The 16,510-nt window shown below is 42.4% G+C and carries 8 protein-coding genes, 2 tRNA genes, 3 rRNA genes and 2 pseudogenes; 7 read left to right on the forward strand and 8 right to left on the reverse strand.

The genetic code is table 11. The annotated features are described in order from the left end of the window. Positions 1-24 precede the first annotated feature (24 nt). The 5 genes from ribF (at position 25) to CDG55_RS14965 (ending at position 5,578) form a co-directional block, all read left to right on the forward strand. Complete coding sequence (ribF, locus tag CDG55_RS14945; RefSeq protein WP_087536674.1) at positions 25-1,026, forward strand: riboflavin biosynthesis protein RibF; 1,002 nt, start codon at positions 25-27, stop codon at positions 1,024-1,026. A 60-nt stretch (positions 1,027-1,086) separates the two neighbouring features. Continuing rightward, entirely contained in the window at positions 1,087-3,924 is a 2,838-nt protein-coding gene (gene ileS / locus CDG55_RS14950) for an isoleucine--tRNA ligase (RefSeq protein WP_087536675.1), read from the forward strand. Continuing rightward, on the forward strand, positions 3,917-4,456 hold the full coding sequence (gene lspA / locus CDG55_RS14955; RefSeq protein WP_004907358.1) for a signal peptidase II: 540 nt from the start codon (positions 3,917-3,919) through the stop codon (positions 4,454-4,456). Before ileS ends, lspA begins: the two co-directional genes overlap by 8 nt. Next, complete coding sequence (locus CDG55_RS14960; RefSeq protein WP_087536676.1) at positions 4,449-4,931, forward strand: FKBP-type peptidyl-prolyl cis-trans isomerase; 483 nt, start codon at positions 4,449-4,451, stop codon at positions 4,929-4,931. The genes lspA and CDG55_RS14960 overlap by 8 nt, the downstream gene beginning before the upstream one ends. A 104-nt stretch (positions 4,932-5,035) precedes the next feature. Beyond that, entirely contained in the window at positions 5,036-5,578 is a 543-nt protein-coding gene (locus CDG55_RS14965; protein ID WP_087536677.1) for an NADPH-dependent FMN reductase, read from the forward strand. A gap of 735 nt (positions 5,579-6,313) precedes the next feature. On the opposite strand, the gene CDG55_RS14975 is transcribed toward CDG55_RS14965, so the two are convergent. The 8 genes from CDG55_RS14975 to CDG55_RS15010 all read right to left on the reverse strand — a co-directional run bounded on the left by CDG55_RS14975 (position 6,314) and on the right by CDG55_RS15010 (position 15,058). Beyond that, complete coding sequence (locus tag CDG55_RS14975) at positions 6,314-7,030, reverse strand: Cthe_2314 family HEPN domain-containing protein (protein WP_162620844.1); 717 nt, start codon at positions 7,028-7,030, stop codon at positions 6,314-6,316. Between the two features lie 295 nt (positions 7,031-7,325). Continuing rightward, positions 7,326-7,440, reverse strand: a 5S ribosomal RNA gene (gene rrf / locus CDG55_RS14980). Between the two features lie 195 nt (positions 7,441-7,635). After that, positions 7,636-10,526, reverse strand: a 23S ribosomal RNA gene (locus CDG55_RS14985). A gap of 384 nt (positions 10,527-10,910) precedes the next feature. Next, positions 10,911-10,986, reverse strand: a tRNA-Ala gene (locus CDG55_RS14990). A gap of 36 nt (positions 10,987-11,022) precedes the next feature. Beyond that, positions 11,023-11,099: transfer RNA gene (locus CDG55_RS14995), tRNA-Ile, on the reverse strand. A gap of 59 nt (positions 11,100-11,158) precedes the next feature. Further along, positions 11,159-12,695: ribosomal RNA gene (locus CDG55_RS15000) — 16S ribosomal RNA — on the reverse strand. The 16S, 23S and 5S rRNA genes sit together here with 2 tRNA genes alongside, the layout of an rRNA operon. A gap of 601 nt (positions 12,696-13,296) precedes the next feature. Beyond that, positions 13,297-13,851, reverse strand: a complete 555-nt coding sequence (locus CDG55_RS15005; protein ID WP_087537307.1) for a peptidylprolyl isomerase — start codon at positions 13,849-13,851, stop codon at positions 13,297-13,299. Between the two features lie 136 nt (positions 13,852-13,987). Beyond that, positions 13,988-15,058, reverse strand: a complete 1,071-nt coding sequence (locus CDG55_RS15010; RefSeq protein WP_213066145.1) for an alpha/beta hydrolase — start codon at positions 15,056-15,058, stop codon at positions 13,988-13,990. A 261-nt stretch (positions 15,059-15,319) separates the two neighbouring features. On the opposite strand from CDG55_RS15010, the pseudogene CDG55_RS15015 reads away from it, so the two are divergent. After that, positions 15,320-15,705: pseudogene (locus CDG55_RS15015) on the forward strand (IS5 family transposase); the annotation flags it as partial. 14 nt (positions 15,706-15,719) lie between these two features. Next, positions 15,720-16,502, forward strand: a pseudogene (locus CDG55_RS15020) (substrate binding domain-containing protein); the annotation flags it as partial. Positions 16,503-16,510 lie beyond the last annotated feature (8 nt).

Raw genomic sequence — 16,510 nt, forward strand, 5'->3', positions numbered from 1 at the left:
CAAAATTCACTGTATTCAACGCCCATGAAGTTGCTTCGTCTCAACGCATTATCGCCAGATTTTCAGTTACCGCCGACTGCGGTCACGATCGGCAATTTTGATGGTGTCCATCTTGGCCATCAAGCGATGATTGCCCAACTCAAAACGTTGGCTGAAGCGCAAGGCTTAAAAACACTGGTGATGATTTTTGAGCCGCAACCGCTTGAATTTTTTAAAGCTTATGATGCACCGCCACGCATCAGCTCCCTCAGAGAAAAAGTAGAATATTTAACTGAACTTGGTGTGGACTACATTGCAGTTGCGAAGTTTGATCAATATTTCAGAAGCTTAAATGCTACTGAATTTGCAGATTTACTCCAATTAAAACTCAATGCACAAAGCTTAGTGCTGGGTGATGATTTTCATTTTGGCAAAGACCGCCAAGGCAACAGCGAATTTTTACGCGATTATGGCTTTGATGTCACCAATTTAAATACGGTGGCACTGAATGGAGAACGAGTCAGTTCAACCCGTATCCGTCAGGTTCTACAGCAGGGCGACCTTGCTTTGGCGGCAAAGCTGCTGGGCCGTCCCTACAGCATTACGGGACGGGTGCAATATGGCGACCAGATTGGACGCACCCTTGATTTTCCAACCATCAATGTTCGTTTAAACCGTCATAAACCTTGTTTAAACGGCATTTATGCGGTGGATGTCGTCTGTGAAAATGCCTCACTCACAGCAAAAACAAAGCACACTGATCCTGCTTTGAACGGAATTACAGGCTATCAAGCTGATAGTTTGTTTGGTGCAGGTCATGTCGGGACACGCCCAGCCATCAAACAAGAACATCCAGAGTGGCGATTAGAAGTACATTTTCCTGATGTTTCTGCTAATCTGTATGGCTTATTGATGCGGGTGACTTTTCTTCACTATCTACATGGTGAACTGAATTACCCTTCGCTTGAAGCACTCAAAGCTGGAATTGATGATGACGTGCAAAAATTACGAGACTATCGTGAACGCACACCAGAATTTCCTTTTTAAATTTAAATTTCATTTGTAATACATGTCAGTTTAGACTGATAAAACTGGAAGAAAACTTGCATGAGCGATAAGCAAACTCCTGAAAATGCAGTGGATTATAAAGCCACACTCAATTTGCCAGATACTGAATTTGCCATGAAAGCAAATTTGGCTGTGCGTGAAGCCAAATGGTTAGAAGAGTGGTATGCCGACAACATTTATCAGCAGATTCGTGCATCGCGTATTGGCAAGAAAAAATATGTTCTTCATGACGGCCCTCCATATGCCAATGGTCAAATCCATTTGGGCCATGCAGTCAATAAAGTTTTAAAAGACATCATCATCAAAAGCCGCGTGATGGATGGCTTCGATGCGCCATACGTACCAGGTTGGGACTGTCACGGTCTGCCAATCGAACTGAAAGTCGAAGAAAAAGTCGGCAAAGTAGGCGTTAAAGTCGATGCTTCAACTTTCCGTAAAGCGTGTCGTGAATATGCCTACACCCAAGTCGAATTACAGAAAAAAGACTTCGTGCGCATGGGCGTGTTTGGTGATTGGGATAATCCTTACCTCACCATGAACTTTAAGCAAGAAGCAGACATTGTTCGTTCGCTTGGCGCAATTGCCAAAGCAGGTCATATCGAACCCGGCTTAAAACCTGTGAACTGGTGCTTGGATTGTGGTTCTGCGCTCGCAGAAGCAGAAGTTGAATATGAAGATAAAAAGTCTGATGCAATTGACGTTGGTTTCAGCGTTGTTGACCTTAAAGATTTAAGCAGCCGTCTTGGTGTTGATGTCCAAGATGTGACTGATATTGTGATCTGGACAACCACACCTTGGACTTTACCTGCCAACCAAGCCGTTGCACTCCATGCTGAAATTGACTATCAATTGGTTCAAGTGACAACTGAGCATGGCAAGCAAAACTTTATTCTTGCCAAAGATCTGGTTGAATCTGCAATTGAGCGCTATAAGCTTGAAAATCCAGTGGTACTGGCTGATTTTAAAGGTTCAGCAATCGAGAATGTCTTATTACAACATCCTCTGATTACTGATCGCCAAGTGCCTGTGATCTTAGGTGAGCACGTAATTGCGACTAGCGGTACAGGTGCCGTACACACTGCTCCTGGACACGGTGTGGACGACTATAAAGTCGGTCTGCAATACAATCTAAAAGTCGATAATCCAGTTGGTGGTAATGGCGTATATTTACCAACTGCACCGATTTTTGCGGGTGAGCACATCTACAAAGCCAATCCAAAAATTATCGAAGCTTTGGGTGCTGTCGGTCGTTTATGGGCACATCAGCCGATTAAACATAGCTATCCACATTGCTGGCGTCATAAAACACCGATTATCTTCCGTGCAACACCACAATGGTTTATCAGCATGGATGCCAAAGGTTTGCGTCAAACTGCTTTAAATGCGATTGAGAATGACATCGAATTTGTTCCAGATTGGGGTAAAAATCGTATTCAATCGATGATCGAAGGTCGTCCTGACTGGTGTATCTCACGTCAACGTACTTGGGGCGTACCAATCCCATTCTTTGTACACAAAGATACTAATGCATTACACCCTCGTACACCTGAACTCATTGAAGAAGTCGCTAAACTGATCGAACAAGAAGGTATTGATGGTTGGTATAACCGCGATGCTAGCGACTTCATTGGCGCAGATGCTGAACAGTACAATGCCGTACGCGATACACTTGACGTTTGGTTTGACTCAGGTACTACACATTATGCAGTGTTGCGTGAACGTGAAGAGTTACAAGACCCTGCAGATTTGTATCTTGAAGGTTCAGACCAACATCGTGGCTGGTTCCAATCGTCATTGTTAACTTCAATTGCGATTAATGAACTTGCACCGTATAAAGGTCTACTCACTCACGGTTTCGTCGTGGATGAGAAAGGTCGTAAAATGTCTAAGTCATTAGGCAACATCATCACCCCACAAGACATCATCAAAGATATGGGTGCAGATGGTTTACGTTTCTGGATTGCTTCGGCTGACTATCGATATGAAATGACCGCAGGTAAAGAAATCTTTAGCCGTGCGTCTGATGGTTATCGTCGTATCCGTAACACGTTACGTTTCTTGTTGGCAAACTTAAATGGTTTCAAGCCATCAACAGATGCTTTACCTGTAAACGAATTGATCGCATTAGACCAATACATCTTGCAACGTGCTGCTGAAGTACAAAAAACCATTCAGCAAGCCTATGAAGAGATGAACTTCCACATTGTAACTAACGCATTGACCAATTTCTGTATCAATGACTTAGGTGGTTTCTATCTCGACATCATCAAAGATCGTCAGTACACCACCAAAGCAGATTCACAAGCTCGCCGTTCAGCACAAACTGCGCTGTATCATTTAGTACAAGCTTTTGTGCGCTGGATGTCACCAATCCTGAGCTTTACTGCTCAAGAAGCTTGGCCATTGATCCCAGAGCAAACTGAGAAATATGTATTTACTGCTGAATGGTATGACATCCCAACGGCATCAACAGCAAACTTGCTTTCAGAAGCAGATTGGCAAACATTGATTAGCGTAAAATCAGCAGTAAATAAACAGATTGAAGCAGCACGTAACGCTAAACTTGTTGGTAGTAACTTATCTGCAAAAGTTGAACTTTGGGCAGATGAAGCATTACAAACATTATTAAATCAGTTGGCTGATGAATTACGTTTCGTCTTGATCACGTCTCAAGTCATCGTTTACCCGTATGCTGAACAAGGTGAAAGCACTGACTTAACAGGATTACGTGTCAAAGTTTCTGCGGCTGATGGTGAAAAATGTGTACGTTGCTGGCATGTATTGCCAGACGTGAATACCCACGTTGGTCATGCTGGTTTATGCGCTCGTTGTATCGTCAATGTCACTGGTAGTGGCGAAGTGAGAAAGTATGCCTAATACACAAGCAAAAAAAGGCTTGTTCCAGTTTTATCCTCATAATCTCATGTGGCTTGGACTTTCAGTCCTTGCCATTGTGTTAGATCAATGGACAAAATGGATTGCAAGTACACACTTAAACTATGCCGATCCTGTTCCTGTATTACCTTTCCTGAATTGGACATTACTGCATAACTATGGTGCAGCCTTCAGCTTTTTATCTGATGCGGGTGGTTGGCAACGTTACTTTTTTACTTCTTTAGCAGGCTTTGTCTCGATTATCTTTATTTTTTGGTTAATGAAAATGCCAAAAAAAATGATCATCCTTCCGATGGCAATTGCATTAATTCTCGGTGGTGCTATAGGCAACCTTATAGACCGCGTCTCATTGGGTTATGTCGTTGACTTTATTCATGTCTATTATCAAGACAGTCACTTCCCTGCTTTTAATATTGCAGATAGTGCGATTACCTTAGGAACAATCCTGCTACTTATTGATACTTTCTTCCTTGAAAAGAAACGTATCCAAAATGCGGAAACAAAAAATGTCTGAAATTATCCAACCAAACGAAGAAATTCGGATTGAAGATGGTTCAAAAGTTGATTTACATTTTTCAGTATCGATCGAAAATGGTGTTGAAATTGATAATACCCGTGGTCGTGAAGAACCCGTCAGCCTCGTAATTGGGGATGGCAACCTACTCCCAGGATTTGAAAAAGCATTATTTGGTTTACGTGCAGGCGATCGTCGTACTGTACATTTACCGCCAGAAGATGCTTTTGGTCCATGGAATCCTGAAAATATTCAAACTTTTGATACCGTGAAGTTTGAACAACGTCCTATCATCGGGCATATGATTGAATTTGAAGATAAAGCTAAAGCAACCTTGTTTGGCATCGTAAAATCAGTCAATGACGACACTACAGAAATTGATTTTAACCATCCTCTTGCTGGTAAAAATATTACCTTTGAAGTTGAAATCTTTAAAGTGACCCCAGCAGGTCAGCAAGGCATCAAATTGATGTAACACAAAAGCTCTCAAATGAGAGCTTTTTTTAACGCTAAAGAATTGTATAAGATCATAGAAACATTCATTTTTAAATCAAAGCAATAACACATAGGATTTTAAATATGCTCATTTATATTATTGTCGGCAGTGTTCGTGAAAGTCGAACTGCAATTAAAGTTGCAAACTGGGTACAACAAGCAATCTCTGAGCTCACATTAAATAATCTTCAAACAGAAATCGTCGATCTTAAAGAGTGGGATTTACCGTTATTTGCAGGTGCTCACCCACCTGCAACAGGTATCTATGACCAACCTAAACAGCAAGCTTGGGCAGATAAAATTGCACAAGCACAAGGATTCATATTTATTAGCCCTGAATATAACCATGGCTATAGTCCAGCACTCAAGAATGCCTTAGATTATGTCGGTAAAGAATGGCAAGGCAAACCAGCAGCTTTTATCGGCTATGGTTCAACCAATGGTTCACGTTCAATTGATCAAATCCGTCAGGTAGGCACACAACTTGGGCTGGTTGATTCTAATGCGGTTCTTGAAATCCGAGATATTTTTAAACGAAACCAAACAGAAACTTTTGAGGCAAATGAATTTGAAATTAAGACACTCAAAGCTATCATTGAAAAGCTACAAAAATATCATGTGAGATAGATGTCAGCTTAAACCTACAATAATCAGCGTCTTTAACCAATATACTGCCATCAACTTTAGCTTTAATCTATCAATCATAGAGAGACAGGAAGTCTCATCGAGAATAATAAAACACATAGGACGTGGTCGTTAATAGGATATCAACGACATAAACTGAATATGAAGAAGCCCCGTCAGGATGATGGGGCTTCTTGTATTTTGGGCAGAAAAATATCCAAAAGACTGTCGCTGCTAATCCAGAAATCTTTGCGGAGCATCGATACCAAATTGTACACAAAGATGTAACGCTAAGTTATGTGTCTTTCACCCAACCAATACTTAGAACGTACCGACTACCTTTTAAAACCCTACTTACTGCGTGCTCCGAAATGTCAGATCTAAAATATTTGATGCGCCTATTTTCAAATATTGGTGATCTACCAATGAACTCGCCTCCGCATTCCGCCGCCTTCAGAACTATATTAAGCCGATAATGTTCGCCCCGATCTACCTTGTCTACGTGAGGAGGTATTTCTTGGCCCTCGCGAAATCTTAGTATGTAGACATCGAATGGATATGGCCATAGCCCACCACCAACAAGCATCTTGTCGTAACCAGTATTCTGTCGACCTTTCTGCCACCGAAATAGCTTGGAAAAGAATTTATTCCTGTTCAATAAGGAGATCTCTCTACACATATCGCCCGCGTAATAGGCGCGAGCTTACGAGCGTCCTGATTGACGCGATTGTTATTTTTTTATTTGGCACGTAACTTATCTTTATGATGATTATATACAGGTAAAATAGCATCGTATAGGTCAAACAATTTTTGCTCTATTCCGTCTAAATACTTTCCAAGCTCTTCCTTTTTTATGCCTAGGTAAGCTTGAGTAATAGCATTAAGCTCGTCTGGATCCATGAATTGACCTTTACCAGCTTCTTTAGATAGTTGGTCTGCACTAATAATCAATGTAAGTTGATTAAGCTGCTCTTCTGTGTAACGATCATGATGTATTACAGTGTTTCTAATAAGCCTATAATCATTACACACCTTATTAATTGCTTTCAGCTTACCTTCTAAGCTAAATTTTTTAACATTCTCGTTCGTTACTAATAGATTATGGTTTATCGTTTCATTGCTGATCCCTAGATCAAGAATCCTATTAGTAAAGATAAGCGCTCGATCATATATTGATTGAACTCTTATGATGCTATTTTCAATTAGCATTTCTATATAGGCACTTTTTGAGTAGTCCTCAGCAGCAATTGAATCCAAGTATCCGATATCTAACAATGTCAGAGAAAGCCTAGCTTTATCTATCGAAGACTGTATGGCACTAAGTGATTTGCTACAAACTAGAATATATACACTAAGATCATCATCTACAGCTACTTCAAGGTTTTCATTAGCAACTTTTGCCGTAAATAATGGGCTTTCTTCGTCAAGGATTATTGATTTTTCAATCTGATGCATAATTATCTCGAAAAAATATAACTACTCTTATGCGGTAGAGATAACACACAAGATGCGAAAACTTGCTACATAAGATACCTGTTTGATTATAAATTGAATAAAAAATAATTGATTTATTTGAACTATAAACCATTTTTTAATAAAAAATATCAACTCAAATAGTGATACGCCACAAATATATAACTTATCGAAATGAATAGGCGAATATAGGATAGGTTTTCCTTATATTTCCATTTCCCTCCGCACAATAAAAAACACCCCCTCTGCGCTAGCGGAGGGGGTGTTAGTATTTAAAAGCTGGCGATGACTTACTCTCACATGGCAAATGCCACACTACCATCAGCGCTAAGAGGTTTCACTTCTGAGTTCGGGAAGGGATCAGGTGGTTCACTCTTGCTATTGTCGCCAGCAAACTGTTGTGGTGTTTTGGGGTCTTATTGATCATGTTGTGTTTTCACTTCATGTCTGCCTTACTTACGAACCAAAGAGTTATTAACGGATTAGATATTGAGTCTAACTTTGTGTTCAGCATTTTAACTAGTTTTCACACTAAATCAAGTTATGTATTGAATTTATCTTGAATACAACAACTGTTTGGGTGTTGTATAGTCAAGCCTCACGAGCAATTAGTATTGGTCAGCTTCACACGTCACCGTGCTTCCACACCCAACCTATCAACGTCCTAGTCTCGAACGGCTCTTTAGAGGAATAAATTCCTAGGGAAATCTTATCTTGAGGTAGGCTTCCCGCTTAGATGCTTTCAGCGGTTATCCCTTCCGAACATAGCTACCCGGCGATGCGACTGGCGTCACAACCGGTACACCAGAGGTTCGTCCACTCTGGTCCTCTCGTACTAGGAGCAGATCCTCTCAAATTTCCAGCGCCCACGGTAGATAGGGACCGAACTGTCTCACGACGTTCTAAACCCAGCTCGCGTACCTCTTTAAATGGCGAACAGCCATACCCTTGGGACCTGCTTCAGCCCCAGGATGAGATGAGCCGACATCGAGGTGCCAAACACCGCCGTCGATATGAACTCTTGGGCGGTATCAGCCTGTTATCCCCAGAGTACCTTTTATCCGTTGAGCGATGGCCTTTCCATACAGAACCACCGGATCACTAAGACCTACTTTCGTACCTGCTCGACTTGTGGGTCTCGCAGTTAAGCGCGCTTTTGCCTTTATACTCTACGCGTGATTTCCGACCACGCTGAGCGCACCTTCGTACTCCTCCGTTACTCTTTAGGAGGAGACCGCCCCAGTCAAACTACCCACCAGACATGGTCCTCGCCCCGGATTACGGGGCAGAGTTAGAACCTCAACATTACCAGGGTGGTATTTCAAGGACGGCTCCATTGGAACTAGCGTTCCAACTTCAAAGCCTCCCACCTATCCTACACAAGTAAGGTCAAAGTTCAATGTCAAGCTGCAGTAAAGGTTCACGGGGTCTTTCCGTCTAGCCGCGGGTACACTGCATCTTCACAGCGATTTCGATTTCACTGAGCCTCTGCTGGAGACAGCGCCGCCATCATTATGCCATTCGTGCAGGTCGGAACTTACCCGACAAGGAATTTCGCTACCTTAGGACCGTTATAGTTACGGCCGCCGTTTACTGGGGCTTCGATCAAGAGCTTCGCTTACGCTAACCCCATCAATTAACCTTCCAGCACCGGGCAGGCATCACACCCTATACGTCCACTTTCGTGTTTGCAGAGTGCTATGTTTTTAATAAACAGTTGCAGCGGCCTGGTTTCTGTGGCTGCCAATAGCTCAGGGAGCAAGTCCCATCACCGTCAGCAGCGTACCTTCTCCCGAAGTTACGGTACCATTTTGCCTAGTTCCTTCAGCAGAGTTCTCTCAAGCGCTTTGGTCTACTCGACCTGACCACCTGTGTCGGTTTCGGGTACGATTCCTGTGTAACTGAAGCTTAGAGACTTTTCCTGGAAGCATGGTATCAGCCACTTCACTGTACAAGTACAGCTTGCTATCAGTTCTCAGCATAGAGTACCCCGGATTTGCCTAAGATACATGCCTACAACCTTCCACCTGGACAACCAACGCCAGGCTGACTTAACCTTCTCCGTCCTCTCATCGCATTACACAGAAGTATTGGAATATTAACCAATTTCCCATCGACTACGCCTTTCGGCCTCGCCTTAGGGGTCGACTCACCCAGCCCCGATTAACGTTGGACTGGAACCCTTGGTCTTTCAGCGAACGGGTTTTTCACCCGTTTTGTCGTTACTCACGTCAGCATTCGCACTTCTGATACCTCCAGCATACTTCTCAATACACCTTCATCGGCTTACAGAACGCTCCCCTACCACTTGACTAATGTCAAATCCGCAGCTTCGGCACATAGTTTTAGCCCCGTTACATCTTCCGCGCAGGCCGACTCGACTAGTGAGCTATTACGCTTTCTTTAAAGGGTGGCTGCTTCTAAGCCAACCTCCTAGCTGTCTATGCCTTCCCACATCGTTTCCCACTTAACTATGATTTTGGGGCCTTAGCTGGCGGTCTGGATTGTTTTCCTCTTGACTACGGACGTTAGCACCCGCAGTCTGTCTCCCGGATAGTACTCATTGGTATTCGGAGTTTGCATCGGTTTGGTAAGTCGGGATGACCCCCTAGCCGAAACAGTGCTCTACCCCCAATGGTATTCGTCCGAGGCGCTACCTAAATAGCTTTCGGGGAGAACCAGCTATCACCAGGCTTGATTAGCCTTTCACCCCTATCCACAAGTCATCCCCTGGCTTTTCAACGACAGTGGGTTCGGTCCTCCAGTTAGTGTTACCCAACCTTCAACCTGCTCATGGATAGATCGCCTGGTTTCGGGTCTACACCCAGCAACTAAACGCCCTATTAAGACTCGATTTCTCTACGGCTCCCCTATACGGTTAACCTTGCTACTGAATGTAAGTCGCTGACCCATTATACAAAAGGTACGCAGTCACCGAACAAGTCGGCTCCCACTGCTTGTATGCATGCGGTTTCAGGATCTATTTCACTCCCCTCACAGGGGTTCTTTTCGCCTTTCCCTCACGGTACTGGTTCACTATCGGTCAGTCAGGAGTATTTAGCCTTGGAGGATGGTCCCCCCATATTCAGACAAGGTTTCACGTGCCTCGCCCTACTCGTCATCATTGTGTGTGCCCTTTCGTGTACGGGAATATCACCCTCTACGTTCGCACTTCCCAGAGCGTTCCACTAGAACACACACAACTTAATGGGCTGATCCCCGTTCGCTCGCCGCTACTAAGGGAATCTCAATTGATTTCTTTTCCTAAGGGTACTGAGATGTTTCACTTCCCCTCGTTCGCTTCATAAGCCTATGTATTCAGCTTATGATACCCGCCTTATAGCGGGTGGGTTCCCCCATTCAGAAATCTCCGGATCAAAGGATATTTGCCGCCTCCCCGGAGCTTTTCGCAGGCTATCACGTCTTTCTTCGCCTCTGACTGCCAAGGCATCCACCACATGCACTTAATTACTTGACTATACAACCCCAAACAGTCGTTAACACTTACAAGTGAGTGTTAGCGTTGCAAACTTAATTGCTACTATTCGTTGTCTGTGAATTTAATCACCATACAGCTTCAATCTAAATTCATATACCAAAACGCTTGATTCAGTGTTTTTGCTAGTTCTCATTTCATTCAACTTAAACAATGAATTGTTTAAATCAAAGAATGAGTGAACAATTTATTTCAGACTCAAATTCTAATCTGTTAATGATTAACTACCGCCTCGTCAGCGAGTAGTAAACTGTGATAAATCACAGAAGTTAATAAACTCAAATCAAGATCTCTTTTGATTTATTTAGATATTTATTAATTTCTATAATTTACTCTAGCTTTGAATTAAATGTTTCATTTAATTCGTGGTGGAGACTAGGAGAGTCGAACTCCTGACCTCCTGCGTGCAAAGCAGGCGCTCTACCAACTAAGCTAAGTCCCCAGCTTATCATTTAATGAACGACATATCTTTCAGATTTGGTGGGTCTGACAAGACTTGAACTTGTGACCCCACGCTTATCAAGCGTGTGCTCTAACCAACTGAGCTACAGACCCTCAGATACATCTTCGAAGAACAACTTGTTGTGGATTCTTACCGATCGTCAATCTTTCGTTAAGGAGGTGATCCAGCCGCAGGTTCCCCTACGGCTACCTTGTTACGACTTCACCCCAGTCATCGGCCACACCGTGGTAAGCGTCCTCCTTGCGGTTAGACTACCTACTTCTGGTGCAACAAACTCCCATGGTGTGACGGGCGGTGTGTACAAGGCCCGGGAACGTATTCACCGCGGCATTCTGATCCGCGATTACTAGCGATTCCGACTTCATGGAGTCGAGTTGCAGACTCCAATCCGGACTACGATCGGCTTTTTGAGATTAGCATCCTATCGCTAGGTAGCAACCCTTTGTACCGACCATTGTAGCACGTGTGTAGCCCTGGCCGTAAGGGCCATGATGACTTGACGTCGTCCCCGCCTTCCTCCAGTTTGTCACTGGCAGTATCCTTAAAGTTCCCATCCGAAATGCTGGCAAGTAAGGAAAAGGGTTGCGCTCGTTGCGGGACTTAACCCAACATCTCACGACACGAGCTGACGACAGCCATGCAGCACCTGTATCTAGATTCCCGAAGGCACCAATCCATCTCTGGAAAGTTTCTAGTATGTCAAGGCCAGGTAAGGTTCTTCGCGTTGCATCGAATTAAACCACATGCTCCACCGCTTGTGCGGGCCCCCGTCAATTCATTTGAGTTTTAGTCTTGCGACCGTACTCCCCAGGCGGTCTACTTATCGCGTTAGCTGCGCCACTAAAGCCTCAAAGGCCCCAACGGCTAGTAGACATCGTTTACGGCATGGACTACCAGGGTATCTAATCCTGTTTGCTCCCCATGCTTTCGTACCTCAGCGTCAGTATTAGGCCAGATGGCTGCCTTCGCCATCGGTATTCCTCCAGATCTCTACGCATTTCACCGCTACACCTGGAATTCTACCATCCTCTCCCATACTCTAGCTGACCAGTATCGAATGCAATTCCTAAGTTAAGCTCAGGGATTTCACATCCGACTTAATCAGCCGCCTACGCACGCTTTACGCCCAGTAAATCCGATTAACGCTCGCACCCTCTGTATTACCGCGGCTGCTGGCACAGAGTTAGCCGGTGCTTATTCTGCGAGTAACGTCCACTATCCCAGAGTATTAATCCAGGTAGCCTCCTCCTCGCTTAAAGTGCTTTACAACCAAAAGGCCTTCTTCACACACGCGGCATGGCTGGATCAGGCTTCCGCCCATTGTCCAATATTCCCCACTGCTGCCTCCCGTAGGAGTCTGGGCCGTGTCTCAGTCCCAGTGTGGCGGATCATCCTCTCAGACCCGCTACAGATCGTCGCCTTGGTAGGCCTTTACCCCACCAACTAGCTAATCCGACTTAGGCTCATCATTTAGCGCAAGGTCCGAAGATCCCCTGCTTTCTCCCGTAGGACGTATGCGGTATTAGCATTCCTTTCGGAATGTTGTCCCCCACTAAATGGCAGATTCCTAAGCATTACTCACCCGTCCGCCGCTAGGATCAGTACCGAAGCACATCACCCCGCTCGACTTGCATGTGTTAAGCCTGCCGCCAGCGTTCAATCTGAGCCATGATCAAACTCTTCAGTTTAAAATCATTTGTACTTTACTAAAAGTACTAAATCTGGCTCATCAATTTTCTGACTAAAAATTCGCTCAAATAAACTTCGAGAAATTTCTACCATTCAATCAATGAAATATTTTCGATTGATCAACCAGTAAAAATCCACACAAGTTGTTCTTCTATTCTCTTAATGATCTTCTCGATGATTCGTCATCATCAAGCTAGGTCGGCTATGTTACTCTAATCTAAATTAAAGTCAACAGGTAATTTCGATATTTTTAAAACTCACCAATCAACCCAAGAACCTAACTACTTTAGCCAAATCCTTGTTTCTCAACAAGTTTTTATCTGCATCACCGCCGATGGATGTGCATTCTACACCATTTCAAAACACACGCAAGCACTTTTAGAAAATTTAAAATTCGGTTGTTTTTTTTTTAAACTTTAACTTACCTAATTTACTGATTTATATAATTTAAAATTTATTAATTTTCTTAAAAGTGAATTTAATCAACATAAATAACTGTAATTTAATGACTTAATTGAAAATACGGATGTAATTCCACCTAATTTTGATGATCAAATTGAATTAAAGCAGAAATATTTAAAAATATTTCTGCTTTAATTTTTACTTCTTGTTCTTTATCTGAACACTAATGATTTTAATCGGCTGTTTAGGGACATCTTGATGCATTCCATAGTTACCTGTAGGAACACTAACAATTTTATCAACAATATTCATTCCTTTCGTTACCTTACCAAATACAGCATAACCAGCATCCATTTGTGAACGATTTAGGAAAGTGTTGTCAGCAACGTTAATAAAAAATTGACTCGTAGCAGAGTTAGGATCACTAGTACGAGCCATTGCCAATGTACCGCGCGTATTTTTCAAGCCATTGCTTGCTTCATTACTAATAGGTGCTTTAGTTACCTTCTCAATCATATTGGCATCCATCCCCCCGCCTTGAATCATAAATCCTGGGATGACTCGATGAAAAATAGTTCCAGCATAAAAGTTACTTTTTACATAGCTTTCAAAATTTTTTGCTGATACAGGTGCTTTATCGTTAAAAAGTTCAATTTCAATATTTCCTATACTGGTTTTCATATCAACCATTGTGTTGGCAAATAAATGGCTGCTTACTAATAGTAGACTGGTTGTCATCAACAACTTTTTCATGATTGCTTTTCTCTGATTTTAACGAGTGATTTGTTGTACTTCTCAATATTAGTTTTACAGATTTATTTTTGCTATTTCTATTTGTTATTTACTAATAAAAAAACCTATGTTCCACGTGAAACATAGGCTGATTAATTTAATTGTGTTTATCCCAAAACTTTCTGAAGTTTTTAGCAATTTCGATTGTATTGCGTTTAGCTTTACTCGAAATCGGTGTGAGATTAATAAATCCATGCGTTTGATCTGGATAATCTACATAATGCACTTTAACACCACTGTGTCTTAGTTTATGGCTATAAATCTCACCTTCATCATGTAATAAATCATGCCCTGCTGTTACCACAAATGCTGGAGCTAGTTTTTTAAGACTTCCATACGTAGGTGATATTAATGGATCATCTAACGCAACTTGATGCTGTGCTGAATAATATTTAGTGACGTAATCTACATCTTTACTGGTTAACACCAGACCCTGGCCATAGGCATAAAAAGAAGGATGTTTACTTTTAAAATCTACAACAGGATAAAACAACAACTGAGCTTGTGGTGCATACGATTTACCAACCGCATGCTGTGCAACTACAGTACTAATATTTCCTCCTGCACTATCTCCAGCAACAGCGATACGATTTTTATAAATTTTTAGCTGACGACGATTTTGATATACCCATGCTAATGCATCATCACAAGATTTAATGAGTAACTGCGGAGATGCTTCTGGTGCAAGCGGATAATCGATACTCAGAACTTGTACTTTTGCGTACTTCGCAATGAGTCGACAGGCTTCATCATGCGTATCTAAACCACCAACGACGAAACCACCACCGTGATAGAACACGATCATCGGTAATTTTTTATTAGGTGCAGGATGATAATGTCTTGCGAAAACAGTGCCACTCTGTAAAGGCAGACGTATATCTTCTACCGATTCTATAGAAGTCGATTTATTTAAAATCGCTAACATTTGTGTATCAAATTGACGGCGAGATTCGATCGGATCATCTCCAATAAAACCAACACGCCCTTGTTTAATTTGAACTGCCATTAAGCATTTTGTAAAAGCATCCAAATCTGGATATTGATATGGGTAGCCTAAAACTTTCGCCAATGATTCTTGTACAATCTTAGGCAGCTTATCTAGCGCTCGTGCAGCAGGACCTTGTCCTTTATCTAAAATCGTTTGAATTTTTTGAGGTAATGCTGACACGTTCTTCCCCTTTTTCGCCCTGTCCATAGTTCTTGTTCATATCGACTATATGCTGTTATAAAGTCGTAGATCAAGATAAAGAATTCAAAATCATGCTGTAACCTAAATGGCTTATCTTAAAAAGTCATTAACCATTTTGCTAATCACTGCTTGCCTTTCATGCCAATAGCCAAGCTCAAACACAGGTAAAAGAGGTATTTTCTGATTTTTTAATATTTCTAATGGCTTTGTTGCACAAACCTATCTGTAAAGGCTTTTCATCGCGGAAATATTGCCATTTGGTTTGATCCTGCTACGCAATGGTATGCTTCATCAAAAGGCAAACAAGGGCTAAATCAAACCTACTCCGATGCAGCCATCGAATGCTGCTTAATGATCAAATCCTTATTCCGTCTATCTTTACGTATGGTCACTGGCTTTGTGCAAAGTCTGATTAAACTTTGCGGCTGAGCAGCCCCGAATATCAGTGATATTCGTACTCCACGCTTTGTAGAAGACAAAAGCATATTGATATTGCAATCAGCTACCAAAAAAGTAGCGATGGGCTGCATCTACTCATGGACTCTACAGGGATGAAGTTTCTAGGTGAGGGCGAATGGAAACGCAAGAAACATGGACCTGAATATCGTCGCCAATGGCGTAAACTTCGTGCAACAAAGCCGATCATCTTGAACATACTTTTTCGACGCGGCTGTTTCAACGTAACACGCACAAAGTTTCACTCCCCCCTGCGGGTGAAAAAGCGTTGGTCTATTGTGAGAATATTTTACAGCAGCAACAATTGCTTGAAGGTTTAGCCGCCCCTGAACAGCACAGTGGTACGATTCGTTTCAGCTGTGGTCTGTTTCTGTTCCAACTGGGTGTGAATGAATGCATTAAACAATTTAAGAAACACTATCCATAGATCCATTTCGATGTCTATTTAACTGAAAATACGGTCGACCTCATGGATGCTCAGGTTGATCTTGCACTGCGTATTACCCAGAAAATTGTAGATGGGCTGATTGCCCGACCAGTTTGTCAAATCGAATCCATCTTTTGTGCACATCCGCACTATTTACAAGATCACACTCCCCTTTCACACCCAAGCCAACTGATTCAGCATGAATGTATAGCCCACCATACGCATAATCAGTATTGGACTTTGTTTGATACAGATCAACAACCTCAGAATTATCCATTAAATGTTACGTTTAAAAGTAATGATGTGATTGCGCTCTATCAAATATGTCTCAAAGCAGAAGGCATTGCCATGTTACCAACGCTATTGGTGCGTCAGGATATAGCACAACAACGTTTGCAACAGGTATTTACAGATTTTTCTGCACCTGACCTAACCTTGTCGTTAGTCTATGCATCAAGGCAACATTTACCGAAAATCACACAAGAATTTATTGCTTTTGTCATCGAAAACTTAAATTTTTACTTAAATCAGCAAAATTAAAAGATTTA

This window comes from Acinetobacter sp. WCHA45 (assembly GCF_002165255.2).
GTDB lineage: Bacteria > Pseudomonadota > Gammaproteobacteria > Pseudomonadales > Moraxellaceae > Acinetobacter.

Coding starts and splice junctions, on each gene's coding strand:
- lspA (WP_004907358.1), top strand. CDS start 3,917: ATGCCTAATACACAAGCAAAAAAAGGCTTGTTCCAGTTTTATCCTCAT.
- ribF (WP_087536674.1), top strand. CDS start 25: ATGAAGTTGCTTCGTCTCAACGCATTATCGCCAGATTTTCAGTTACCG.
- CDG55_RS14975 (WP_162620844.1), bottom strand. CDS start 7,030: ATGCATCAGATTGAAAAATCAATAATCCTTGACGAAGAAAGCCCATTA.
- CDG55_RS15005 (WP_087537307.1), bottom strand. CDS start 13,851: ATGAAAAAGTTGTTGATGACAACCAGTCTACTATTAGTAAGCAGCCAT.
- CDG55_RS14960 (WP_087536676.1), top strand. CDS start 4,449: ATGTCTGAAATTATCCAACCAAACGAAGAAATTCGGATTGAAGATGGT.
- CDG55_RS14965 (WP_087536677.1), top strand. CDS start 5,036: ATGCTCATTTATATTATTGTCGGCAGTGTTCGTGAAAGTCGAACTGCA.
- ileS (WP_087536675.1), top strand. CDS start 1,087: ATGAGCGATAAGCAAACTCCTGAAAATGCAGTGGATTATAAAGCCACA.